Raw genomic sequence first — 25574 nt, 5'->3', positions numbered from 1 at the left:
GTTGAACCTTGAACGTGTTTCAGATTGTTAAAGCTTCGTCGACGATGCGCTCCTGCTCGACGCGGTCCAGGCGGTGCGAGCCGGAGGCGGGCGCTGCGGCATCGGGACGGCCCACATACCTCGGCACCGCCCCCAAAAGCTCGATGAGGGGCTCGTGAATGAAACGCCACGCCCCCATGTTGCGCGGTTCCTCCTGGACCCAGGTGAAACGGGCGCCGGCGGGGTAGCGCTGCAACTCGTCCCGCAACTGCTCGACGGGAAGCGGATAGAGCTGCTCGATCCGCAGCAGGGCATGCCCCTGCAACTGGTCCTTCCTGATCCGCCCCAAGAGGTCGTAATAGATCTTGCCGCTGCACAGCAGCACCTGGCGCACCGACTCGCCCACGGCGGGCTCCGCGATCACTTCGCGGAAGGTGCCGGCGCTGAGCTCCTCCAGCCGGGAGACGCAGTCGGGATGGCGCAACAGGCTCTTCGGTGTGAAGAGGACCAGCGGCTTACGGAAGGGCTGCAGCAGCTGCCGGCGCAGCACGTGGAAAAGCTGGGCGGGGGTGGTCGGGTAGACCACCTGGATGTTCCCTGCCGCCGCGAGTTCGAGGAAGCGCTCGATGCGGGCGCTGGAATGCTCCGCCCCCTGCCCTTCGTAGCCGTGCGGCAGCATGAGCACCAGGCCGCTGGAGCGCTCCCACTTGGCCTCGCCGCTCACCAGGAACTGGTCGATGATGACCTGCGCGCCGTTGGCGAAATCGCCGTACTGGGCCTCCCAGATGGTGAGCGCGTCGGGGGCTTCCAGGGAATAGCCGTACTCGAAACCGAGCACCGAGAATTCGGCCAGCATGCTGTCGAAGGCGCAGAAGCGCGCTCCCTTGTCCAGCACGCTGCAAAGGGGCAGGTAGGTTTCGCCGGTCTGCTGGTCGAAGAGCGTGGAGTGGCGGTGGCTGAAGGTGCCGCGGCGCACGTCCTGACCGGAAAGCCGGACCGAGACGCCGGTGGAAAGAAGCGAGGCGTAGGCGAGGGTTTCGATGTTGCCCCAATCGAGCGGGCCGCCCTTGATGACGGCATCGCGGCGCTTCTGCAGCACGGCGGCCACCTTCGGGTGCGGCTGGAATCCCTCCGGGATGCGGGACAGCTGTTCGGAGAGCTCCAAGAGGGTCGCGGCGGCAACGGAGGTCGGGACGGCAACCTTGGCGACGCCGGGCTTCATGCCGCTCCAGCGGGCCAGGAACGCGGACTCCACCGGTGCGGCCTGCCGCTCGCCCGCCTGCGCCAGGCGCTGCACCACCTCGTTCTCGATCGCCTTCAACTCCTCCTCGGGGAAACCTTCTGCCAGCAGTTCCATCTCGTAAAGGGAGTGCAGTTGCGGGCGGAGCTTGATCTGCTGGTACATGAGCGGCTGGGTGAAGTAGGGCTCGTCCCCTTCGTTGTGGCCGTGCCTGCGGTAGCAGATCACCTCGACCACCACGTCCTTGCGGTAGCGGTCCCGGTAGGCGACGGCGAGCTCGGTGACGTGGATCACGGCCTCGGCGTCGTCGCCGTAGACGTGGAACACCGGCGCTTGGACCATCTTGGCCACGTCGGTCGCGTAGTGGCTGGAACGGGCATCGGCGGCGCTGGTGGTGAAACCGATCTGGTTGTTGAGCACGATGTGGAGGGTCCCGCCGGTCCGGTAGCCGGCCAGCTGCGACAGGTTCAGCGTCTCCGCGACCACACCCTGGCCGGAGAAGGCGGCATCGCCGTGGATCAGCAGCGGCAGCACCCGCCCCTCCCCCTCCTCGCCGATGCGGTCCTGCCGGGCGCGGCATTTCCCCTGCACCACCGGGTCGATCGCCTCGAGGTGGCTCGGGTTGGAGGTGAGGGTGAGATGGATGGTCCCGCCCCCTTCAACGGGGAGGTCCACCGACAAGCCCTTGTGGTACTTCACGTCCCCCTCGCCCACCACGCCGTACTCGGCGTTGTCGGAGAACTCGGCGAACATGTTCTCGTAGGGCATGCCGAAGATGTTGCACAGGACGTTGAGGCGGCCGCGATGCGGCATGCCGAAGACGACGTCGGTGACGCCAAGGGATGCGGCCTTGGTGACGGCGGCGTCCAGCATCGGGATCAGGATGTCCCCCCCTTCCAGGGAGAACCTGGTCTGCCCCGGAAACCTCTTGTGCAGCTCACGCTCGAAGAGGGCGGCTTCCTTCAGTTTCTTAAGCAGTAAGAGCCGCTGGTCGGGGGTAAAGAAGCCGCGGTTGCCGCCGGGTTCCATGCGGTCGATGAGCCATTGGCGCTCGTCCGGGTCCTGGAGGTACATGAACTCGACCCCGACCGAGCCGCAGTAGGTGCTGCGCAGCACCTGCAGGATCTCCTTCAGGGTCGCGCTTCTTCTCATGAAGCGCCTGGTGACGAAGGTCTTGTCGAGGTCGGCGGGTTCCAGCCCGAAGGCGGAAAGGGAAAGCAGGGGATGCTCGATCTGGCAGGGGGAAAGGGGATCGGTACAGGCGAGGAGGTGACCGATGTCCCGGTAACGGTAAATGAGTGACTGGACCCCCGACTGTTTCAGCGCCTCGTCCCCCACGGCGGCTACCGCGGCGCCGACAGGACGCGCCTCCGCCAGCTCGAAACCGGTGAAGAACGCGCGCCATTCCCCGGATAGCTGCTGCGGATCCTCTTTCCACAGCTCGTACTGGCTCTCGATCCATTGGGGGGTGAGATTTTCTAATATACCCATCTATCCGCTCCTTTTCATGAACAAGGTGAGAGTGTAGCAGATGGGTTACTCGTTTCAAGCCGAGCGCTTCTTGGCGTAGCGCCACACCTGTACCTTCTCGAGGGTGATCATGCCGCCGTCCATCATGGCCTCCACGGTGGGGAGGACCGCTTCCACGCGCGCCCTCTCGTCGACCACCTCGATCACCATGGGGAGGTCGGTGGAGAGCCGCAGCAGGCGGTCGGTGTGGTACATGCTGTGGGCCCCGAAGCCGGCCACGCCGCGCAGCACGGTGGCGCCGGCGAAGCCCTCGGTGCGGAACAGTTCCACCAGCGCCTCGTAGAGCGGGATGTGCTTGTACTTGTCGCGCTCTCCAATGAAGATCCTGAGCAGCACCTGCTCGCCCAGCATCCCATTCCTGTCACTTTCCTGGCTCATGTCCCTGTCCTTCATATGTCGCTCCTTGGGAGAAAAATTTTATAGCCAGCGCGCCACCAAGATGCCGAGCCAGGTGCAGACAAGGCAGGAGAGCACGCTCAGCATGATGTTGGCAAAGGCAAGCAGCAGCGCTCCCTCCTCGATGAGGCGGAAGGTTTCCAGACTGAAGGTGGAGAAGGTGGTAAGCCCGCCGAGGAAGCCCACGGTGAGGGCGAAGCGCAGCGTGGGGGGGACGAGGGTGCTCCTGATGGAGAACTCCATGATGAGTCCGATCAGGAAGGCGCCGATCACATTGACGGCCAGGGTGCCATAGGGAAAGGCGTTGCCGCAGACCCGGTACACGAAGCCGGAGAGGAAGTAGCGCGACAAGCAGCCGAGCGCGCCCAGAAGGGCTATGTAGAATGCCTGCTCCATGAAGAAACCGTAGTGCCGGAAGTTAGAAGGTCCAGCCCGCCTTGACCCCGAAGATGTCGGAGGAGGAATCGGGCTGGAAGTACGCGGTCCCCTGCACCATCTTGGCATCGGACTGGTGGAAACGGAACCCTTCGTAAAAGAGGTTCATGCTCAAGGAGCGATAGCGGGCGCCGACCTCGGCGAACCCGCTCCACCTCCCCTTGGGGCGGAAGGTGGTTTCGCCGCTGCCGGCGAAGTCGATGGTGTTGCCCACGTAGAAGGGGTACTTCGCTCCGCCGCAGGCGGTAAGCTTCATCCCTGCCGCAGTGGTTGCGGCGCGGGCTCCCAGCCGGGCGTACCCCATGGTCCACTCTTCGGTATAGCCGTAGACCCGGGTGCCGTCGGGGGTCCTGGAGTCCTGCAGGTCCCTCAGCCAGTAGCGGTAGCCGATGCCGCCGAAGGGCTCCAGTTCGCCGGCGGCGGAACGGAGCCGGTAGCCGAAGTCCGCTTCACCGTTGGTGCCGAGGTAGGTGACGCGGGTATGTACCGGGGCCGAATCGGGGGCCTGCGTCTCGCCGCGGTAGCGCACCTCGGATCCGAACAGCTCCCCCTTTGCCCTCAGGGTGAAGGCGGTTGCGGCGACAGCCCCGACCCGGACCCCTGCGGAGAACAGCGGCCCTTCTTCTTTCAAAAGTCTCCTGCCGCTGATGCGCTCCTGCCAGGTGAAGTACTGCGTGGAAAAATACGGCGTCAGCTCTTCCAGCGTTCCCGCCACGGCAGGGACGGCGCAGCAAAGGACGACGACGGTGCACAGGAGTGTCCTCATTGCATCCTCACGATCAGGCAGGGGTCTCTTCTTTCTTCTTACGCGGCGCCCGCGGTTTCTTGGGCTTCTCCTCGGAGGCGGCGGCAGGCTCAGCCGCTTTCCTGGCGCGCTTGGCGGGAGCTTTCTCCTTGGCCGTGGCCGCCTCGGCCGGTTTTGCCCCGGCAGCGGGGGCACCAGCGCCCGACTCCTTGGGCGCCTTGGCAGCTTTGGGCTGCTTCGGCTCCTTGGCGGCCTTGGCTTTTTTAGGCTCTGCGGGTGCCTGGGCCGCTTCGGCCTTGGCTGCCCTGGGCTCCGCCTCTGGCGCTGCCTTGGCTGCCTTGGGTTTCCTGCCAGCTTTGGCGGCCTTGGGCTCGCCGGCCGGCGCTGCCGCGGTTACGGCGGGGGGCGCTGCCGGCGCCTCTGCTGCCGCAGGCTTGGCGCTCTTTCCCTTCTTCGCCGACGCCGGTTTCTTCCCGGCCGCGGCAGGCTCGACAGCGGAGGCGGCAGCGGGTGCCGTCGGTGCCGCGGCCGCCGGTGCGGCAGCTTTAGGCTTCCTGGGAGCGCGCGCTTTCTTCTCAGGTTTCACGGCCTCGGCAGGCGCGGACTCGCCAGCCTGCTGTGCGGCAGACGCCTCGGCCGGTACACCGTGAGCCGCCACGCCGGCAACCACCGCCTCGGGTGCGCCTTCGGCTGCGGCTCCCTTGCCGCGCCCGCGTCTCTTGCGGGCAGGCTTCTTCTCGGCGCCCTCTGCCGCCGGGGCAGCGGCCTCGGCAACCGGTGCGGCCTCCGCCGGAGCGGCGGCTTCCGCATGCGAGCCCTCGCCCTGCGCCAGCTCCGCCGCGTGGGCGTCGTGGCCGCCTTTGCCGCGCCGTCTCTTGCGGCGGCGCTTCTTCTTCACCTCTTCGCCGGCTTCAGGATGCGCCTGCTCAACGCCGTGCGCCGAGGGCTGATCCACCACCGCGCCCGGTTCGGCGGCCTCGGCCGGGGCTGCGCCGGTAAGTTCGGCCGTCGCCTCCGGAGCGGCATGCTCGGCACCCGCCTCGGCAGCCCCGCCCTTGCCGCGCTTGCGCTTGCGCCTGCGCTTTTTCTTGTGCTCCTCCGGCTCCCCTTCCGGCGTAGCCGCGTGCACGGCGCCGGCAGGCTCCTCGGCCACCGCAGCAAGCGCAGCGACCGGAGCAGCTTCGGGTGCCTGCACCGCGGCCTCCGGCTCCTGGGCCTTCTTCCCTTTCTTCTTTTTCTTGCGCCCGTCGCCGGACTCGGCGGCCAGCTCTTCCTTCGCCGCCACCTTCCCCTGCGGTTTTTCCTGCGGCACTTCCTCCTGGGACAGCTTCTCCCGCTTGACCAGTTCCAGCTCCATCTGGTTCAGCAGGTAGGAGGGCTTCCCTTTCACCGTGACCTCGATGTCGTAGTCGTTCTCGATCTGGGAGAGTTCGTGACGCTTGCGGTTTAAGAGGTAGTAGGCGACTTCGAGCGGCAGGCTGCCGATCACCTCGCCGATGGTCCCCTTGGCGGCAGCGGCGTGCACCTTCCTCAGGAAGGAGAGGGCCATGGCCTCGACCGACTTCACCTTGCCCCTGCCGTCGCAGTGGGGGCATTCCAGCGTGCTGGCCTGGTTCAGGGTCTGGCGGATGCGCTGGCGGGACATCTCCAGGAGGCCGAACTCAGAGATGCGCGCCACGTTCACCCGCGCCTTGTCCGCCTTGAGCGCGGCCTTGAGGGTCTTCTCCACCTCGGCGTTGTGCTTTCTGTCGCGCATGTCGATGAAGTCGATGACGATGAGCCCGCCCAGGTCGCGCAGGCGCAACTGGCGCGCCGCCTCCTCGGCGGCCTCGAGGTTGGTCTTGAACGCGGTGTCCTCGACCCCCTTCTCGCCGGTGGACTTGCCCGAGTTGACGTCGATGGAGACCAGCGCCTCGGTGGGCTCGATGAAGATGGACCCGCCGGATTTGAGCGGCACCTTCTTCTCGTAGATCAGGTCGATCTGCTCTTCCAGCTGGTAGCGGGAAAAGATGGGACGCTTCTCCTGGTGCATCTTGACCAGCTTCTCGAAGGCCGGGTCGATCTCCTTCAATGCGTCGCGCACGTCCTTGAAGACGTCCTTGCTGTCGACCAGGACCTCGTCGATGTCGGCGGAGAAGTAGTCGCGGATGGTGCGGATGATCAGCGCGGACTCCTGGTAGACCATGCCGGCCCCCTTCATCCCCATCCCCTGATCCCTGATCCCCTCGTACAGGGCGACCAGGCTGTCCAGGTCCTTCTGCAGTTCCTCGCGGGTGCGCCCCATCGCCTCGGTGCGGATGATGTAGCCGTACCCTTCCGGGATGGTCATCTCGGCGATGATTTCCTTGAGCTTCTTGCGCTCACCTTCGGCTTCCACCTTGCGGGAGATGCCGGCCGAGTCGCTCCCCGGCATGAGCACCATGTAGCGCCCCGGCAGCGAGATGTAGGTGGTGAGGGCCGAGCCCTTGTTGTCGCGCTCCCCCTTCTCCACCTGGACGATCAGCTCCTGCCCCCTTCTCAGCACCTCTTGGATGCGCGGGCGGCGGTGGCGCTGCTCCTCGGGGATATCCTCACGCCACTTCCAGTTCTCCGGGTGCAGCTCGCCCATCTGCAGAAAGCCCAGTTTCTTGAGCCCGATATCCACGAAGGCGGCCTGCAGTCCCGGCTCAACACGGACCACCACCCCCTTGTAGATATTGCCGCGCGTTTGTTCATTGCCGGCTATCTCGACATCCAGGTCCACCAGGCGGCCATCTTCGACGATCGCCACCCGCGCCTCTTCAGCGTGAAGCGCATTGATCAGCATCTTCTTTGACATATGTTCCTTGTTCCCTTTCCTTTAGGGGCTGCGGGGCCGGTCATCTCGGGACCGAGGCACCTTCGCGCCCAGTTTGTGGTCACGCCGGCACAGGCCGGTCGTGTCTTCTCTATATGCATCCCCGATGAGGAACCGGGGCTGGCAAGATTAATGAAAACCGAGTGATTATAGCAGAGTTTTTTTCTCCCGCACCATAAAAAAGCATAGTGACCACGCGGCATTGTGCAGTGGCGGTCTCTCCCGCCGCCCGTGAAAGGCGTAACGAAAGGCTGCACATGAGGACGCTGCGGCGGCAAGGCACATGAAATACCGCGCAGGTTCAAGTAGTTACCCGGCATCACCGCTAGCCAGCGGCGCCAGTCGCACAAATCAGGGGCGAGATAAACATTGCCGAGGAACGGCAAATCCCCTCTGTCTCCCCTTCGCAAAGGGGAGGACGTTGGGCGCGGGCAGCGCTGCGATGCCTCTTCCTGCACCCCTGCAAATACCTGTTTATGACAGTCAGCAATTATGCTATTGGATTCATGACCCGACCGCTTCCGGCCGGAGCACACCCGAAGGTGCCGCCATGCAGGAAACCAGAATCGACCTGACAGCACTGAACCCCATCTACCTGGAAATGGGGGCGGCGGTCCAGGACTGCCAGCGAATCGAGCTCTACATCTCGTTCATCGTTACGCTCCTGATCGACCTCAGCGACGGCGACCTGACCGAGGAGGAGTTCCGGGGCTCCATGGAGTCGCTGGGAGCCCAGACCATGGGGCGCCTGATGGAGGAGATCAAGCAGAAGGTGGGCTTCACCGACGAGTCGGTGCACGCGCTCAGAAAGGCGCTCAAGGCCAGGAACTTCCTGATCCACCGCTTCTACAACGAGCGCTCCGACCTCTTGCTGACCAACGAGGGGCGTGACCGGGCGCTGCGGGAAATCCGCACCAAGAGGGCCGCGCTCAACACCGCCAATGCCATGCTCGATCCCGTGATGAAAGACCTGATCAGGTTGAAGGGGATCGACATGGACCAGTTCAGATCGGAACTGGAACAGCGCTTCGAGACCTGAAGAGGATCCACAAGGAGAAGATAGATGCTGCGCGATTCTCAAACCATCGGCACCATGGCCCACGTCATCCAGCTCTCGGTCGCCCCGGTCTTCCTGCTCACCGCGATCGGCACCATGCTGAGCGTGATGACCAACCGGCTGGCGCGCGTCATCGACCGCGCCCGGTTCCACGAGTCCAAGCTGGAGCACGCCGAGCCCGATGCGGTTCCCCGGCTGCATGCCGCCCTCGCCGTACTCAAGCGCCGGGCCGACCTGATCGGTCACGCCATCTTTTTGTGCACCGCCACCGCGGTGCTGGTCTGCACCGTCATCGCCATGCTCTTCATAGGCGACTACCTGCGCTACGACATCTCTCTTCCGGTCGCGCTTTTCTTCATCGTTGGTATGATCCTCATGGTGTCCGGGCTGGTCTGCTTCCTGCGCGAGATCTTCATCGCCAAGGCGAGCCTCCAGATCGGCCCCAACCAGGATGACAGCCGGCGCCACTGACAGCGCCGCAGGAGGCAGCAGGTGGACATTCCCGTCTTCGACAGCCACTTCCACATCATCGACCGTCGCTTCCCCCTGGTGGAAAACCAGGGTTTCCTCCCCGACGACTTCACCTGCACAGATTACCTGCGCCGCACGGAGACGATGAACCTCGCCGGCGGCGCCGTCGTCTCCGGCTCGTTCCAGGCCCTGGACCAGTCCTACCTGGAAGACGCGCTGGCCACGCTGGGGCCGCGCTTCGTGGGGGTGACCCAACTGCCGGCAGACGTGAGCGACGCAGAGGTGCTGCGCCTGAACGGCCTGGGGGTGCGCGCGGTGCGCTTCAACATCAAGCGCGGCGGTTCCGAAAAAGTGGAGCACCTGGACCGGATGGCGCGCCGGGTCTTCGAACTGGCGGGGTGGCACGTGGAGCTTTACGTCGATTCCCGGGAGCTTGCGGAACTCGCCCCCGTGCTGGCCGTGCTCCCCGCAGTCAGCATCGACCACCTCGGACTCTCCGCAAGCGGGCTTCCTGACCTGCTGGCGCTGGTGGAGCGCGGGGTGCGCGTGAAAGCAACCGGCTTCGGCAGGGTAGACTTCGACGTGGCCGGCGCCGTCCGGGACATCTGCCGCGCCAACCCCGACGCCCTCATGTTCGGCACCGACCTCCCCTCCACCCGTGCGCCGCGCCCCTACCGCGACCAGGACATCAATCTCGTAGTCGACACGCTTGACATAGAACTTGCCCGCAAAGTTCTCTGCGCAAATGCCATACAGTTTTATCGCCCTGCTGCAAGTCAAAACTGCTGCCTCATGAGCACTTACCCAGGGTATTAATCTAAAATAATTTTGACGTTTGCTTAGTTTTATATTAAAACCAAACAGCGTCCAACACTTCAGATTCAAGCTGTGCGGCTACATCAGTTTTTCCAGACACGATCTACTCACCTCTTTCAGAAATAACGGGTATTGAATGGCTGAGATCTTCTTCATAGCCAGTGATGAACGTGCACTCGATCTTATCGAGAGCCTGCGTATTCAGTCTCCGAAAAGCCTTACCTTCGAGACCGACCTCCCCAGTGCCATCAGCAGGTTGCCCAAGGAGCAGCCTCGCTACGTCTTCATCCAGAGCGACCTCGACGGCATCCCCGGAGAAGAGATCGCCGCCCAGACCAGGGCCCTCGTCACCGACCCCGACCTGCAGCTGATCCTGCTCACCGATGGCGAGGCGCCGGCTCCACCTGACAGCTTTGCCTGCTCTTTCAGCCTCACCCTGCCCACGACGCGTCTGAGCGGCGAGGTGATGCAGTTGCTGAACGCCGAAGTAGTTCCCGGTGCGCACCCCAAGGCCCCGGCCGATTTTTCCGACCTCTCCGACTTCGGCAAGCTTCCCGACCTTTTCACCCTGGACGACCAGGCCGATTTCGAGATCCCCGATTTCGACGATGCGGCTTTCGAACCGCACCTGGCCCCGTTGTGGCCGGACCAGGCCCAAAAGGGTTCCGCGACGGCAGCGGGCGTAGCGCCGGTCCCGCCTGCGGCCGATGAACGACAGAACGGGTTCATCGAGGAGATCGGCTTTTTCGTAACCGACCCGGAGCCGCCGGCGCCCCGCTCCCCCGAAGCGGAGCTTGCCCCTGCCGTGCCGGTCATCCCGGAGATTCCGGCGGTCGAGGTCGTCCCGCCTCCTCCGCCCCCCCGTGAGGCGGCGCATGCGACGCCGGCCCCATCACCCCGCCAGGAACCGGCACAGGAAGCGCCTGCCCCGCCGGTAGCCAGTGAGCCGCCGGCACAACCCGCGCGACGCGCCCCGAAGTCCCTGTACCCGACCCCGGAGCAGATCTACCGCAAACCGCCGGCGCAGTGTGGCCAGGAAGTGGACGACGATGACACGGCTCCGCTTTCCCGGCCCGAGGGGAGCAGTAAAAGCCGTACCACCGGCATCGCGGTGATTGGCGTGCTGGTGCTCGCCCTGGGCGTCGTGGTCTGGCAGCGCTCGAAGCCGGAACCGGCGCCCACCGCACTGCGCTCCCTAGCCCCGACAGCGATGGCGCCCGCCCCGGCAATACCGACGGCCCCGGCAATACCGATGGCCCCGGCACCCGCACCGGCCAAAAAGCAGGCGGCAGGTAATCTTCCCGGCTTCATCCCCAAGGTCCCCGCCGACGCGGCCTACGCCGCGGCACACCCGGGGTGGGAGCTCTACCGCGGCCACCGGAAAGAGTTCAGGGTCTACCGGGAACAGGGCAAGGTAAGGGCAATCCAGGTGCTGCCGGAGGGAGAGAGCGATCTCAACGAAGGGATGTTGGGGCGCTACTTCAAGGAAGCAACCGGGGCCGACCTGCCTCCCGACGGCGAGACGAGGGCACAAAACGGTCTGGCCCTCGAAACCAGGAAGGCCAAAAACGGCGCCGAAATCGCCATCTACCGCACGTCGGCCCCGCACATCGTCGGCATCGTGCTGCAGCTCCCCGACCAGGGGCACAAGTAAGGGCACCACCACGACGACAGGGCAGCCGTCAGGTCATGCCGTCGCACACCGCGTTAACCATTTTCTGGGGAGTTTGCATGCTGGTTTGTCTCGACAAGAAACAACTGGGCCTGGCCCTGATCCTGCTGAGTGCTTTTCCGTTAACCTCTTACGCCATCGACAAGAAGTTCGAGATCGAACCTGCGGCACTGGCCAAGAAATACCCCATGCCGCCGGCTCCCGCCCCGAAAGCGAAACCGGCGGCTGCCACAAAGGCGAAGCCGGCCCCGAAGGCCTCGGGGCCGGTGACCTACAAGGTGAAGCAGGGGGATTTCCTGTACCGGGTGCTGGCCAGGGAATACGGCATCACCGGCGACCGCGCCGACGCGGTGGCGCGCAGGGTCCAGGCGGCCAACCACCTCACGGACATCCGCAAACTGCGGGTGGGAACGACGCTGCTCATCCCCTTGGATGCGGCCGAACACGTCGCCAAGGCCAAGCCGCGGCGCCCGGTCAGGATCGCAGCCGCCAAAACCGGCAAAACTGCCCCGGCTGAGGCCAAGGGCGCCACCATGATGCACTTCAGGGCCCCCGCGGCGCAGGCGCCAGGCGCGCAGGCTGCAGCCGGCAATCCCCAGGCGGTACAGGACGCGGCGCAGGTCTGGCCGCAGCTGATTCCCAACGCACCGTCCAGCAAGGCGCAGCTCGACTACCTGTCCAGCGCCTTCTCCCTCTCGCTCGACCCGCAGCGCTACCCGGTGCTGGCGGCGCAGGACGGCGGCACCATCCTGGTCGACGCCGGGGCCACCCTCCCGCCCTTGGTCAAGTCGCTGCTCCAGGAGAAAAACCCGCAGCTGAGCGTGGTGTCCGAGCGCCCCGACAATCCCCGCGCCTTTTACCGCGCCCTCTTGAACGCCGCCCGTTTCTATTCCTTCGAGGAGGACTTCCTGGTCGACTTCGGCACCGACTGCAAGGTGATCGTCCAGGCCGACTTCAAGATAGAGAAGAACCAGGACAGCCTGCTGCGCCAGGACATCACCCTGCTCAAGGTCCCCGGCAAGCGCCCGGCCACACCGCAGGCACTGGTCCGCCTCCTCGCCTCGCACGGCTTCAAGCTGGTGGAGACTCCCTCCACCGCCCCCATCATCACCGGCAGGCCGGACGACAGCGTGCTGTACCAGATCCCGGAAAAGGATCCCAGGGGGATCGCGGACGCGCTGCTGGAAGCGCTCGGCATCCGGTTCCAGGCCGACAGGAGCATCGACCTCTACGCCGACGACAACAACGGGGTGCGGCTGGAAATCCCGGTGTACCGCTACTTCGAGAAGAACGGCAAACGCTACGTGCTGGCGCGTTTCCAGGGGGACCCGATGGGCGAATCGCTCACCAACCTCCTGGAAGGCAAGGGATACCAGGTGATCGCGGTCCAGGACCACGACGACCTGCAGAGCCTGTCGGACAAGCTGTTGAACCGGCTGGACGTCGCCGGGCGCTACGGCGAGCAGGAGTTGTGGTCGCTTTGGGAGAAGGGATACGGGGTGCGCATGCCGGGTGTCATGCTCAACGACGCCAAGGGAGGCAGGATCTTCATCACGGACCGCAAGGTGGATCCGCTGGTGCGGGAGCTGGCAAAACTAAACGGCTACCGGCAGGAAACCCGGTAGCCGCGCGATGGCGTAACGGCAGCCGGGCTAGTCCCGGCCGAGCTGCTTGTAGGCGTTTTGCAGAAGTTCCATCTGGTCGTGGTTCACGATGGCGCGAAACCAGTTGTGGTACGACTCGGTGAACTGCACCACCTTGTCGACGGAGATACGCTCCAGGGTACGTTCCAGATCCATGGCAAGCTGAAGAGCCTCCCGAACCTCGGGGGGCTCTTCTTTTGCCAGCTCCGACGAAGCGCGCACCTTGGCGAGGATCTCTTCCGCCTCCGCGATGTCCAGATGCACCCCCGCTATCACGTCATCCAGCGCGAGCTTGCCGACCAGGGTCAGCAGCCTGGCCCGGTTTTCCCGCTCCAGGGCGCTCTTCAACCAGATGTAAAAGATCTCGCGCTCGTCCTTGAACAGGTTGGCAAAGTAGTGGTAAAGCTCGGCGCAGGCAAATTCCGTCCGCTCACACACCCCCAGAACCTGACCTGCACTTGCCGCAACCTGGAACGCTATCGTTTCTTGCATTTCAAAACTCTCCTATTCAAAAAATCACATAAATACATATCGTTACACGAGAATTCACTCAACCTCCCCTCAGTCGCAGTTCTGGCGGCAGGGCCTGTATTGAGCGTGGTGCGTCAGCAACAGGTCCCCCGCGGCGCATTGCGGTCTCTGGTTTGGGGCTGGAAGCGGGTGGAAACGGCGGCTTTTTTACTCCCCGGACAGGTGCAGGAAACAGTCGGCGCGGTACAGGGAGGCATCCGCGGCGAACCTGGAGTGAGGAAACTTGTGTAAAAAGTCGTTGAAGCGGGACAGGGCCTCGCGGTATTCGCCATCGAGGTAGGCGCGCTGCCCCCTCTGGAACAGGTCCTGTTCACCCGGCTTGACCGGCATCCGCTCGACGGAGGCAGCTTTTTTCGGGGCTGGCGGACGCTGGACTGCAGGTCGCGGCGCGGCCTGGTCCGCCTTTACCGCCTTAGCCGGCTTCGGGGCCTTCTCAGCCTTCCCCGCCTGTCCCGGGGGGACCGGGACCAGCAGCTTCTCGCCGGGATGAATCAGGTCCGGATTCTTTATCTTGTTGAAGACCAGCATCTGGGGGAAGTAATCGGACACGCCGATGTGCTTCCGGGAGAGCTTGGCCAGTGTGTCGCCGCGCTTTACCGTCACCGTGCGCACCAAGACACCCTCTTTAGGCGACGCCGGTGCCTCCGCACCCGTGGCTTCCTTGGGCGTGTAGAGCAGCATCTCTTCAGCATGCCCGGCGCTGCCGCAGGCAAGCACAAAGAGAGTGCCGAGGGTGACGATGCGGCGTTTTGTCATCTCAGTACCTGTTCCCGAGAAGATCCTGGTAAGAGAGCGAATTCTTCATCTGCACGCTGGTGCCGACTGCGATGCCCGGCTTCACGCGATAGGTTACCTTGATGTTCCGCTTTTCGCCAGCGCCCAACTCGTCGAAGCGCCAAACATACACGCCGTTGTCGAACCTGCTGAAGGACGGATCTGCGGCGACCAGTTCGAGCTGCGCCGGAAGGACGCTCTGCAGGGTGACCTGCTTGGCCAGGTTGGAGCCGCGGTTGACGCAGTTGAGCTCCAGCGAGGAAACTTCTCCCGGCTTCAGCTTGCCCCCACGGGCGGCCAGGCTCAGCTCCAGCACCGGCCGGGAGTAGGCCAACTGCAGGTGGACGGCGGCGGAGCGGTCAGGTGCATTCTCGGAGTCGAAGCGGACCGAAGCGGAGGCCGCGCCGCCGTCGGCCGCGCTGGCCGGAGTTTCGATTTCGAAAATGACGTAAGCCTCCTCCTTCGGGGAGAGCGGTCCGACGTGATTGATGATCGGCTCGTTAGCCTGCCGTTTGCCGTCCCTGTTCACGTCCTCGTAGAAGTTGTAGCTGGCATTGGCCGGGACGGTCGCCTTGATGGAGAAAACTTCCCTGACGTTGCCGGTGTTGGTGACGACGACCGGGACCGATACGGTCTGCCCCGGGATGACGGCCAGCTTGCCGGCCCCGGTCCTCGCCGTTACCCCGCTCACCTTCTGGACCACCGAAGTGGCGGAAACGAAGGATTCTTTCTTGTCCAGGTCCCCGTTGAGGATGTCAGCCCTGACCAACAGCTCCTGGTCTGCCAGCGCCTCATCCTTGAGACGGAAGGTGACGTTGACGTCCTGGCGCTCGCCCGACTTCAGCCTCATGCCGTCCATCACCAGGGCGCCCGCCTCCTGTCTGGCTCCCGACGGGACTCCGACCGGCTCGTACTGCGGTGGGTAATTGAGGCGGAAGGTAACCCCGCGCGCCGGCGCGGTGCCGATGTTGAGCAGGGAGATACGGTAGGAGACTTTCTCGCCCGGCAGCAGCCTGGTCTTGTCCGTCTTCACTACGCCTCTCAAAAGCGGCGCCGAAGTGACCAGGGCGATCTCCCTGGTCTGGGACGCCTCTCGGGCAAACGAGGAGGTGACCTTCACCGGGTAGCTGTTCTTCTGGCCGTCGATATTGGCGCGCGGAATGGTGCCGACTCCGACCAGCCTGAACTTCTCCCCGACCGCGAGAGCGGGTGTTTTGGTGATGGCGACATCCGGACTGGATGCGGCCGCGAAGCGGAAGCCGTACTCGGGGGGGAAGCCGGATTCGAGGCTGAAGCTGTCGCTGCCGTTACCCCTGTTGACGATGACCATTGGGATCGCGAACGGCTTGCCTGCTTCCAACAACTCTGCGGCCGGTCCCAACTCGACGTCGACATCGGCAAACTGCGCCACCTCGATCTCGAACACCTGGGTAACTTCCCCCGCCGCGGCAGACGTGGCCGTCCTCTTGCCGGCAGGATACTCGATCCCCATCTGCAGCAGTTTCGCCGATGCGTTGGAGGCGGCCGGAGTGCCGGGGTAGCGATCGATGACGTTCTTGTACGCTGCAATGGCCTTCTTACGAAGAGCGGCCGACTTCCCCTTCTCGGCAACAGGCTTTTTCGCCTTGGCAGATTTCTTTACCTCGGCTTTCTGGATAGCCTTTTCGGCAGCGGCCTTTTCGGCAGCAGCCTTCTCGGCAGCGGCCTTCTCGGCAGCGGCCTTCTCGGCAGCGGCCTTCTCGGCGGCAGCCTTATCTGCGGCAGCCTTATCTGCGGCGGCCTTCGCGGCAACTGCTTTCTCGCTAGCAGCCTTCTCAGCGGCAGCTCTTTCAGCCGCAGCGCTTTCAGCGGCAGCCTTGGCTGCAGCAGCCTTCTCGGCAGCGGCTTTCTCGGCGGATTTATCTATCTCCGGTTGTGCAGCAGTTTTCGGCGCCGCGGTAATCGGCTGCCCCTTCTGGTATTTGTCCGCGAGTTGGAGCAGTTCATCCTCGACGGTCGCTTTGAGCGGGCTCTCCGGGTAGTCATGGAGGAACTGGGCCATGTACTTGCCGGCTTCAGCGTTGTTGCCGACCTTGTAGTGCGCCCTGGCAAGCCAGAAGATCGCCATGTCCTTAAGCGGCGTATCGGGGTACTTCTTGAGCAGTCCCGACATGTTGTCGATCGCGGTTTTATAGTCTCTTTTCTGATAAGCATTGAACCCGGTGATGAAAATCTGTGAATCGTCAGAATCGAGAGAAAAGGCGGGCGCGGGCAGAAGGAGCGCTATGAGCAGCAGGACAACTGGAATTTTCGAGAATGAGGCACGGAAAATCTTATAAAGATGCACGTGTTGAACCTTTCCGGGCATAAGGTATAAAGCGTTGAACGTGTCGGAAAGTATCATCATAGACAACTATTGTCAACGCAGAATGGCCCCAGTGCGAAAGCCTCTCAGACCTGTGTTTGCGCTGGTTTGTGCCGTTTACCAGAGCGCGGCTAACAGGAAGTCGGAAAGGTGACAGGAAGATGGCATGAAGCTATGACGACAACTGTTTTCCCTTTACCTGTAACACGATTTCAGCTACAGAGATTTAGCCCTGCCAGCAGCAGGGACAAACTCACCTCCGGTAACTAATGACACGTCTTATCCTCATCGGCATTTGTTCTGCCCTCTTCTTCAGCAGCACCTTCGTCCTCAACCGCGCCATGAGCCTGCAGGGCGGCCACTGGATCTGGACGGCCGGCCTGCGCTATTTCTACATGTTCTTCATGCTGAGCCTGTGGCTGGTGCTGGCCGGCAAGTCCCGCCTGCTCCGGGGGGTCTTCACCGCGTTCCGGAGCAACTGGTGCTTCTGGACCATGGCCGGCAGCATTGGGTTCGGCGTCTTCTACTCGCTGCTTACCTTCAGTTCCTCCTTCGCCCCCGGCTGGGTCGTGGCAACCACGTGGCAGTCCACCATCCTCGCGACGCCGCTGGTATTGCTGCTGTTCGGCAAGCGTGTCCCGATGCGGGGGATCGTCTTCACCGCCCTCATCTTTCTCGGCATCGTGCTGGTCACCTGCGAACAGGCCTCGGCGGCATCGATCCGGGAAACCATCCTGGGCGTGGTGCCCGTGCTGGTGGCCGCTTTTGCGTATCCCCTGGGGAACCAGCTGATCTGGGAGGCCCGTCACGGCAAGATGGCCAGGATCCCGCAAAGCAGCTCGGCCGTCCTCGACGACAGCGTCGCCAGGGTGCTGATCATGGTGCTCGGTTCGATCCCGTTCTGGATCGTGCTGACGCTCTGCGTGCAGCCGCCTCCCCCTTCGGGAGGGCAGTTGATCAACACCGCAGTGGTCGCCGTTTTCTCCGGCGTCATCGCCACCACGCTCTTTTACAAGGCGCGCCACCTGGCCACGACGCCTTTTGAACTCTCCGCCGTCGACGCCACGCAATCCACCGAGGTGATCTTCTCTTTGCTGGGCGAGATCCTTTTCCTGGGCGGAGCCTGGCCCGGCGCGGCGGGGATGGGCGGCATTGCACTGTCCCTGGTCGGGCTGGTCCTCTACGTGAGGTCGCAGACGGCAGCCGATTGAGATGATCCGCGGCGGACGCCGCTCCTACTATTCAAAACCGGAGGTCGAGATGGCAATCAAGGAAGGTTGGCGCGGCAGGTTCTTCGAGGATTTCGAAGTAGGTGACGTGTATCCGCACCCGCTGGGGCGCACCATCACCAAGACGGACAACATCTGGTTCACGCTGCTGACCCAGAACACGGCCCCGGTCCACTTCGACCAACACTACTCGGAGCAGACCGAGTTCGGCAAACCGCTGGTCGATTCCACCCTCACCCTGGCCATCGTCACCGGCCAGAGCGTCACCGACATCTCCCAGAACGTCTTCGCCAATCTCGGCTGGGACGAGGTCACCCTTCCCAACCCGCTCTTCGAGGGAGACACCCTTTATTCCCAATCGGAAGTCCTTGCCAAGCGGGAGTCGAAGTCGCGGCCGAACCTTGGCATCGTCACCGTCAAGACCACCGGCTTCACTCAGAAGGGCGACATCGTGATCAGCTTCAAACGGACGCTGATGGTGTACAAGAAGGGGCACGAGCCCAAGATCGCCCGGCTGGAGCCCAAAGCTTAGCTAATTGACATTGTTGGCCTATTTGACTACGATCCCAAGGCTGGACCAATCATCACGGAGGACGCTTTTATGAGTAGCAAACCGACCAGGGAGGCGACCTGGAAACTTGTCGAGGAATACCTGCCCAGCGACCAGATGAGAAGACACTCTCTCGCGGTGGAGGCGGTGATGCGCCATATGGCGAAGAAGTACGGCGAGGATGAAGAGATGTGGGGCCTGATCGGCCTCGCGCACGACATCGACTACGAGCGCCATCCGGAGGAACACTGTCACAAGGCGCCGGAAATCCTGAAGAACGCAGGGTGGCCGGAGGATTACATCCGCGCGGTGATTTCCCACGGCTGGGGGATCTGCAGCGACGTCGAACCGCTTACCAACCTGGAGAAGACGCTCTTCACCATCGACGAATTGACCGGGTTGGTGGCCGCCTCCGCGCTGGTGCGTCCCTCCAAGAGCATCCTCGACCTTCCCGTCAAGAGCGTCACCAAGAAGTGGAAGGACAAGGCCTTCGCCGCCGGCGCCGACCGTTCCATCATCGAGAAGGGCGCCGCCATGATGGGAGTGGAGCTGAACGACTTGATCGCCGACACCATCGAAGGGATGAAGAGCGAGGCGGAGGCCATCGGTTTGAAAGGGAACCTCTAGACGCAACAGGAGACTGCACCTCTTCTCATGCGTCCCCTCCCCCGGAGGGGGAGGGACAGGGAGGGGGGCTTTGCCTTCTGCCCGCTCCCTTCCCCCCTCCCAACCTCCCCCCTCCGGGGGGAGGAGATGGACAACGACGCAGATAGACAGGAGGATCACCCATGTCTGCATTCCGCCCGCGCGGGCCGAGGAACGTGCCGCCCAAGAGCGCCGAGGAGATCGACGAACTGGTGCGCAAGATGCGTGGCGAGCAGCAGCGCCCCGAGAACTACCGGGAGAAGTCGCTCAAGATGCATGGCTGGATCTGCGCCAAGTGCGGGCGCGAGTTCGAGCTCTCCAACCTGCACCTGTTGACCGTGCACCACAAGGACGGCAACCACAACTACAACCCGCCCGACGGCAGCAACTGGGAAAACCTCTGCGTCTACTGTCACGACGACGAGCACAGCCGCACTATCCTGGCGGACTACCTCGAAGGCAAAGACAAGAAGTAAAGGCCTAACCATTGGGAGATTATGGGAAGTCTGGGAGGTTTGGGAAGTTATGGGAGAGGAAAGCAGCTTCCTATGATTCCTCAGATTTCCTCAGATTTTTTCCGTGGCCAATGGTTTTGGTTTTGACTGCATAACCAATGGAAGGAAGGAAGAATTCATGCTGCACCTGAAGAAACTCTCCAAAGACTTCGCGGGCAAGCCGCTTTTCACCGAGATCAACTGGCACCTGAAAAAGGGCGAGCGCGTGGGCCTCGTCGGCGAAAACGGCGCCGGCAAGTCGACGCTGATGCGCATCATCGCCGGCGAGGTCGAAAGCAGCAGCGGCGAGATCCAGATCACCCGCGGCGGCACGGTCGGCTATCTCCCCCAGGACGGCATCGTGGCCAAGGGACAGCCGCTCTTCGCGGAGGTGATGACGGCACTGTCCGAACTGCAGGACATCGAGCGGGAGATCGGCGAGCTGACGGCCCGCCTGGAGCACGAACCGCACGACGCGCCGGGACACGATCAGCTCCTGGACCGCTTCGGCCACCTCCAGGAGGAGTTCCGTCTCAAGGGTGGCTACGCCATGGAGAGCGAGGTGGGGAACGTCCTCACCGGTCTCGGCTTCTCCCCCGCCGACTGGGACAAGGAGTGCGGCGAGTTTTCCGGCGGCTGGCAGATGCGCATCGCGCTGGCCAAGCTGCTGCTGAAAAAACCGAACGTGCTCCTCCTGGACGAACCGACCAACCACCTGGACATCGAGGCGCGCAACTGGCTGGAAGGCTACCTGCAGGGCTACCCCTACTCCGTGATGCTGGTCTCCCACGACCGCTTCTTCCTGGACCAGGTCTGCTCGCGCATCGCCGAGGTCTGGAATCACGCCATCACCGATTACCACTGCAACTACAGCAATTATCTGGTGCAGCGTGAGGAGCGGGTCTCCGCCCTGCGCGACGCCAAGCGGCGCCAGGACGAGGAAGTGGAGAAGATGGAGGATTTCATCTCCCGCTTCCGCTACAAGGCCGACAAAGCCGCCATGGTGCAGTCGCGCATCAAGCAACTGGAAAAGATCGAGCGCATCGTGCTCCCCCCGGAGCGCAAGAAGATCCATTTCCGCTTCCCCTCCGCCCCCAAAAGCGGCAAGACCGTGATGGAGCTTACCGGAGTGGTCAAGGCCTACGGCAGCAACGTGGTGCTGAACCAGGTCGACCTCACCGTGGAGAGCGGCGAGAGGATCGCGCTGGTCGGACACAACGGCGCCGGCAAGTCGACCCTGATGCGCGTCCTGGCCAACGCCGACGTCACCTCCGGCACCGTGAAGGACGGCCACAACGTCATCAAGGACTACTTCGCCCAGGACCAGGCCCAGGAGCTGGACGCCTCCCGCTCGGTCTACGACGAACTGCTGGCCGACGCCCCCTACGACATGGTGCCGCAGCTGCGCGACATCCTGGGCGCCTTCCTCTTCTCCGGCGACGACATCCACAAGAAAGTCGGCGTCCTCTCCGGCGGCGAAAGAAACCGGCTGGCGCTCGCCAAGCTTTTGCTGCGTCCCACCAACCTGCTCCTGATGGACGAGCCCACCAACCACCTCGACCTGTTCAGCAAGGACGTGCTCCTCGAGGCGCTCAAGCACTTCGGCGGCACCGTGGTCTTCGTCTCCCACGACCGGCATTTCATCGACGGCCTGGCCACCCGGGTGGTCGAGGTCGGCGGCGGCAAGCTGGAAAGCTTCTACGGCGACTACGAGTACTACCTGGAAAAGACCGCCGGAGCGGCGGGAGCGCCCGGGCAGGACGGCCTGGGGCGGCTCACCCCCGCGAAGGGGGAGGAGAAACCGGCCGCGCCGGTAGACGAGGAACCGGAGCAGCGCCTGTCCCGCCAGCAGCAGCGCGAGCAGGACAAGCAGCGCCAGAAAGAAGAGCGTGCCCGCGAACGCAAACTCGCGGAGATAGAGGAAAAGATCGGCGTGAAGGAAGGGGAGCTCGCCCAACTGGAGGAGGAGATGGCGGCGCCGGAGTTCTTCGCCAACCACGAGGCGGCCCGCGTCGCCGGCGAACGCCATGCACAACTGAGCGCCGAGATCGCCTCCCTGTACGAAGCGTGGGAGGCTATCTAAACAGGCAGTTCCGGGTTGACAGGGGGCGCTTCTCCAGTAATCTATAACAGTTCGCGCCCTCAACCCAAGTATCCGGAAATACTGCCATGACAGAGAACATTACCATCAACATGCCGGAGATCGTCCCGCTGTATCCCCTGCGGGAGATCATTGCCTTCCCCTACATGGTCTTCACCATCTTCCTGAAACAGGAAGACATGCCCCCCTTCGAGGAGGCGGTGCTCTTCAACAACCTGGTGGCCCTGGTGAAGTTGAAACAGGAGCCGACCGGCGAGTTGTTTTCGGCGCTGCACGAGATCGGGACGCTGTGCAAGGTGGTGCAGATCAACAAACTTGCCGGTGGCGGCGCCAAGGTGGTGCTCGAAGGGGTGATCAGGGTCCGGGTGCTGGCCATCGTGCAGCAGACCCCGGTGGCGCTGTCACGCCTCGAACCGGTGCGCGAATTCGCCGAGAAGTCGATGGTCTCGGAGGCGCTGGTGGGGAGCCTGAACGCCCTGCTGAAAATCGCCCTCTCCTACGGCCGTCCCCTCCCCGACGACGTCATGAAGATGATCGACTTCATCGACAACCCCGCGCGCCTCTCCGATCTGGTGGCGCTCTACCTGAACCTCCCCATCGACGAACTGCAAAAGCTTTTGGAGACCACCGATCCGCTCGAGCGGCTCAAGAAGGTCTACATGCACCTGACCAACGAGGTGCAGCGGCTGCAGATCAAGGGCGAGGTGCAGGCCGAGGTCACCAAGAAGGTCGGCAAGAGCCAGAAGGAATTCCTGCTGCGCGAGCAGATGAAGCAGATCCAGGAGGAGTTGGGCGAGGAGGATTCACGCCAGGGCGAGACCAACGAGCTCAGGAGCAAGATCGAGAGCGCCAAGATGCCCGAGGACGTCCGCAAGATCGCCGAGAAGGAGATGCGGCGGCTGGAGCGGATCAACCCGGCGTCACCCGAGTACACCGTCTCCCGCACCTACCTCGACTACCTGACCACCATCCCGTGGCAGACCAGCACCCCGGACAACAAGGACATCAACCAGGCCGAGGCGGTCCTCAACGAAGACCACTACGACCTCAAGAAGGTGAAGGAAAGGATCCTCGAGTATCTGGCGGTGCGGGCCCTGAAAGACAAGATGAAGGGGCCGATCCTTTGCTTCGTCGGCCCTCCGGGGGTCGGCAAGACCAGCCTGGGCAAGTCCATCGCCCGCACGCTGGGGCGCAAGTTCATCCGCATCTCGTTAGGCGGCATGCGCGACGAGGCCGAGATCCGCGGACACCGGCGCACCTACATCGGCGCCCTCCCCGGCCGCATCATCCAGGAGATCAACCGCGCCGGCTCCAACAACCCCGTCTTCATGCTGGACGAGGTGGACAAGATCGGCGCCGACTTCCGCGGTGACCCGGCCAGCGCCCTTTTGGAGGTGCTGGATCCGGAGCAGAACTTCTCCTTCACCGACCATTACCTGGACGTCCCCTTCGACCTGACCAACGTGATGTTCATCACCACGGCCAACCAGCTCGACCCGATCCCGGCCCCGTTGAAGGACCGCATGGAGGTGATCACCCTCTCCGGCTACACCGACGAGGAGAAGCTGAACATCGCCAAGAAGTACCTGATCGCCCGGGAGGTCGAGGAGAACGGGCTGGCCAAGATGGTGCCGGAATTCACCGACGAGGCGATCTACCGGATCACCCACGACTACACCCGCGAGGCCGGGGTCAGGAACCTGCAGCGCAACATCGCCTCCGTCTGCCGCAAGATCGCCAAGGAAGTGGCCCAGGAGAAGCCGCTGCGCACCCTGGTCGATCCCGAAACGGTAGCCGAACTACTCGGTCCGCCGAGGTTCTTCGACGAGGTCGCCTCCGAGAAGGACCGGGTCGGGGTAGCCACCGGGCTTGCCTGGACCGAGAGCGGCGGCGACATCATCTTCGTGGAAGCCACCAAGATGAAAGGGAAGGAAGACCTGATCCTGACCGGGTCACTGGGCGAGGTGATGAAGGAATCGGCCCGGGCCGCCCTCTCCTTCGTCAAGGCCAACTGCACCGAACTGGGCATCGAGAAGAAGGCCTTCGACGACACCACGCTGCACATCCATGTTCCCGCCGGGAGCATACCCAAGGACGGTCCCTCGGCCGGCATCACCATGGCCACCACCATCGTGTCGCTCTTCTCCGGACGCCCGGCAAAGCGCGACGTCGCCATGACCGGCGAGATGAGCCTCACCGGCCGGGTGCTCGCCATCGGCGGACTGAAGGAAAAGGTGCTCGCCGCCCGCCGCGCCGGGGTGAAAAAGGTGCTGGCGCCGGCCAAGAACAAGAAGGACCTGGAGGATATCCCAGAAAACGTGAAAGATGAGCTGCAGTTCTTCTTCGTGGAGGACATCCGCGAGGTGTTCGCACAGGCGCTCAAGTAGGCTGCCTTAAGGGGACAGGCACCTGGCGGAGCCAGTCCTAAGGGGACAGGCACCTGGCGGAGCCAGTCCCCTCTCAACATTGCGCCACATCCCAATCCCGCGGGAGCACCTCCCGCGGGATTTCTTGTCTGCAAGCCCCTTGCGCTTCAAAAGGACAAATGTTATCTTTTTTCTCGCTTCACATTAAAACCAACGAGCCGAGGTAGTCATGAAGTCAGTAGCAAGATGCCTGGTTGCCCTTGCCATCCTGGTCAACGCCGCCACATGCTTCGCCCAGGGGCTGGCCGAGCGGGTGCAGGAGCACACCCTGAAAAACGGGATGAAGCTTTTGATGGTGGAGCGGCACAACTCCCCCACCGTGGCGGCCTGGATCCGCTTCAAGGTAGGAAGCGTGGACGAGCGCAGCGACGAGCGCGGACTGGCCCATCTCCTGGAGCACATGCTCTTCAAGGGGACCAAGACGCTGGGGACCCGCGACTACGCCGCGGAGAAGCCGATCCTGGACAAGATCGAGGCGACCGCCCAGCAACTGATGGCCGAGAAGGTCAAGCGCGAGCAGGCCGACCCCAAGAAGATCGAGAAGCTGACCGCGGAACTGGCCGCCCTGGAGAAGGAGGCGGAAAAGTACGTGGTCAAGGAGGAGTTCGCCGACATCTACTCGCGTAACGGCGGCTCCGGCTACAACGCCTTCACCAGCAAGGACGGCACCACCTACCTGATCAACATCCCCGCCAACAAGCTGGAGCTCTGGGCAGCCATCGAGTCGGACCGGATGCAGAATGCGGTGCTCCGCGAGTTCTACACGGAGCGGAGCGTGGTCATGGAGGAGCGGCGCCGCTCCTATGACGCCGAGCCGGAGGGGAAACTCTGGGAGACTTTCCTCGCCGATGCCTTCAACGCGCACCCCAACGGACAGCCCACCATCGGCTGGATGTCCGACATCGAGAACCTGACCCGGACCAAGGCCGAGAACTTCCTGCACAAGTACTACGCCCCCAACAATGCCATCGTGGCCATCGTCGGGGACATCGATCCCCAGAAGACCATCGCGCTGGTCGAGCGCTACTTCGGCGCCATCAAGCCGGGGACCCCGGTGCCGCCGGTGGCGGTCACGGAACCCGAGCAGTCGGGCGAGAAGCGGACCGAGGTGATCGGCGATGCCGAGCCGGAGTTGATGATCGGCTACCACAAGCCGACCCTCCCCGCGCCCGACGACTACGTCTTCGACGTCATTGACATGCTGCTCACCAACGGCCGCACCTCCCGGCTGTACAAGAAGCTGGTCCTGGAGCAGAAGCTGGTCACCTCGGTGTCGTCGTTCGGGGCGCCCGGCAGCCGCTACCCCAACCTCTTCATCATCAGTGCGACACCGCGCGCGCCGCACACGGTGGCCGAAGTGGAGCAGGCGATCTACCAGGAGCTGGAGCGCCTGAAGACCGAACCGATGACCCACGAGGAGCTGCAGCAGATCCTGAACCAGCTCGAGTTCGAAGAGTCCCGCCAGATGGCCTCCAACGGCGGCCTGGCCCGCAACCTCACCGAATACGAGGCCATCGCGGGCACCTGGCGCTACCTGATCGAACACCGCCAGAGGGTGGCCAAGATCACGCCCGAGGACGTGATGCGCGTGGCCAAGCAGTACTTCACGCGCCAGAACCGCAACGTCGGCTACCTCACCAAGGCTGAAGGGGGACAGTAA

At 63.5% G+C, this 25574-nt stretch carries 20 protein-coding genes; 12 read left to right on the top strand and 8 right to left on the bottom strand.

The window, feature by feature from the left end:
• Positions 1–19: 19 nt before the first annotated feature.
• Genes H7687_RS05010 through H7687_RS04990 form a run of 5 tightly spaced genes read right to left on the bottom strand, consistent with a single transcriptional unit; the run spans position 20 to position 7143 of the window.
• The gene (locus tag H7687_RS05010; protein WP_183345718.1) at positions 20–2710 is read right to left on the bottom strand and encodes a 2-oxoglutarate dehydrogenase E1 component; all 2691 of its coding nucleotides are present in this window, start codon (positions 2708–2710) and stop codon (positions 20–22) included.
• A gap of 54 nt (positions 2711–2764) precedes the next feature.
• A complete protein-coding gene (locus H7687_RS05005) occupies positions 2765–3142 on the bottom strand; it encodes a DUF190 domain-containing protein (protein ID WP_183345716.1) in 378 nt (125 codons plus the stop codon).
• Positions 3143–3166: 24 nt separating this feature from the next.
• Positions 3167–3541: a fluoride efflux transporter CrcB gene (gene crcB, locus H7687_RS05000; protein WP_183345714.1), complete on the bottom strand. Its 375-nt coding sequence runs from the start codon at positions 3539–3541 to the stop codon at positions 3167–3169.
• Positions 3542–3563: 22 nt separating this feature from the next.
• Positions 3564–4346: a hypothetical protein gene (locus H7687_RS04995; protein ID WP_183345713.1), complete on the bottom strand. Its 783-nt coding sequence runs from the start codon at positions 4344–4346 to the stop codon at positions 3564–3566.
• Between the two features lie 13 nt (positions 4347–4359).
• The gene (locus H7687_RS04990; protein WP_183345712.1) at positions 4360–7143 is read right to left on the bottom strand and encodes an Rne/Rng family ribonuclease; all 2784 of its coding nucleotides are present in this window, start codon (positions 7141–7143) and stop codon (positions 4360–4362) included.
• 568 nt (positions 7144–7711) lie between these two features.
• On the opposite strand from H7687_RS04990, the gene H7687_RS04985 reads away from it, so the two are divergent.
• The 5 genes from H7687_RS04985 (at position 7712) to H7687_RS04965 (ending at position 12802) form a co-directional block, all read left to right on the top strand.
• A complete protein-coding gene (locus H7687_RS04985; protein WP_183345710.1) occupies positions 7712–8200 on the top strand; it encodes a hypothetical protein in 489 nt (162 codons plus the stop codon).
• Positions 8201–8224: 24 nt separating this feature from the next.
• A complete protein-coding gene (locus tag H7687_RS04980; protein WP_183345708.1) occupies positions 8225–8689 on the top strand; it encodes a DUF2721 domain-containing protein in 465 nt (154 codons plus the stop codon).
• A 21-nt stretch (positions 8690–8710) separates the two neighbouring features.
• Positions 8711–9505, top strand: coding sequence for an amidohydrolase family protein (locus H7687_RS04975; RefSeq protein WP_198424608.1), 795 nt, complete (start codon positions 8711–8713; stop codon positions 9503–9505).
• Between the two features lie 136 nt (positions 9506–9641).
• Positions 9642–11159, top strand: coding sequence for a hypothetical protein (locus H7687_RS04970; RefSeq protein ID WP_183345706.1), 1518 nt, complete (start codon positions 9642–9644; stop codon positions 11157–11159).
• A gap of 77 nt (positions 11160–11236) precedes the next feature.
• Positions 11237–12802: a LysM peptidoglycan-binding domain-containing protein gene (locus H7687_RS04965; protein WP_183345704.1), complete on the top strand. Its 1566-nt coding sequence runs from the start codon at positions 11237–11239 to the stop codon at positions 12800–12802.
• A gap of 27 nt (positions 12803–12829) precedes the next feature.
• Here the strand turns inward: H7687_RS04965 and H7687_RS04960 are convergent, their stop codons facing one another.
• From H7687_RS04960 to H7687_RS04950, 3 genes are all read right to left on the bottom strand, one after another.
• A complete protein-coding gene (locus H7687_RS04960) occupies positions 12830–13312 on the bottom strand; it encodes a rubrerythrin (RefSeq protein WP_183345702.1) in 483 nt (160 codons plus the stop codon).
• A 186-nt stretch (positions 13313–13498) separates the two neighbouring features.
• Positions 13499–14107, bottom strand: a complete 609-nt coding sequence (locus tag H7687_RS04955) for a LysM peptidoglycan-binding domain-containing protein (RefSeq protein ID WP_183345700.1) — start codon at positions 14105–14107, stop codon at positions 13499–13501.
• Between the two features lies 1 nt (position 14108).
• Positions 14109–16472, bottom strand: a complete 2364-nt coding sequence (locus H7687_RS04950; protein ID WP_371877548.1) for a tetratricopeptide repeat protein — start codon at positions 16470–16472, stop codon at positions 14109–14111.
• A 266-nt stretch (positions 16473–16738) separates the two neighbouring features.
• Between H7687_RS04950 and H7687_RS04945 the strand changes: the two genes are divergently transcribed.
• From H7687_RS04945 to H7687_RS04915, 7 genes are all read left to right on the top strand, one after another.
• The gene (locus tag H7687_RS04945) at positions 16739–17680 is read left to right on the top strand and encodes a DMT family transporter (protein ID WP_183345698.1); all 942 of its coding nucleotides are present in this window, start codon (positions 16739–16741) and stop codon (positions 17678–17680) included.
• Positions 17681–17729: 49 nt separating this feature from the next.
• Complete coding sequence (locus H7687_RS04940; protein WP_183345697.1) at positions 17730–18230, top strand: MaoC family dehydratase; 501 nt, start codon at positions 17730–17732, stop codon at positions 18228–18230.
• Between the two features lie 69 nt (positions 18231–18299).
• Positions 18300–18875: an HDIG domain-containing metalloprotein gene (locus H7687_RS04935; protein WP_183345695.1), complete on the top strand. Its 576-nt coding sequence runs from the start codon at positions 18300–18302 to the stop codon at positions 18873–18875.
• Between the two features lie 161 nt (positions 18876–19036).
• Positions 19037–19369, top strand: a complete 333-nt coding sequence (locus H7687_RS04930; protein ID WP_183345693.1) for a YajD family HNH nuclease — start codon at positions 19037–19039, stop codon at positions 19367–19369.
• A 157-nt stretch (positions 19370–19526) separates the two neighbouring features.
• Positions 19527–21470: an ABC-F family ATP-binding cassette domain-containing protein gene (locus H7687_RS04925; RefSeq protein WP_183345691.1), complete on the top strand. Its 1944-nt coding sequence runs from the start codon at positions 19527–19529 to the stop codon at positions 21468–21470.
• Positions 21471–21556: 86 nt separating this feature from the next.
• Complete coding sequence (lon, locus tag H7687_RS04920) at positions 21557–23875, top strand: endopeptidase La (protein ID WP_183345689.1); 2319 nt, start codon at positions 21557–21559, stop codon at positions 23873–23875.
• A 208-nt stretch (positions 23876–24083) separates the two neighbouring features.
• On the top strand, positions 24084–25574 hold the full coding sequence (locus H7687_RS04915) for a M16 family metallopeptidase (protein WP_183345687.1): 1491 nt from the start codon (positions 24084–24086) through the stop codon (positions 25572–25574).

It is taken from the genome of Geomonas paludis (assembly GCF_014193585.1).
Lineage (GTDB): Bacteria > Desulfobacterota > Desulfuromonadia > Geobacterales > Geobacteraceae > Geomonas > Geomonas paludis.
The sequence above is the reverse complement of the archived record's forward strand: the minus strand, read 5'-3'. Positions and strand labels throughout refer to the sequence as shown.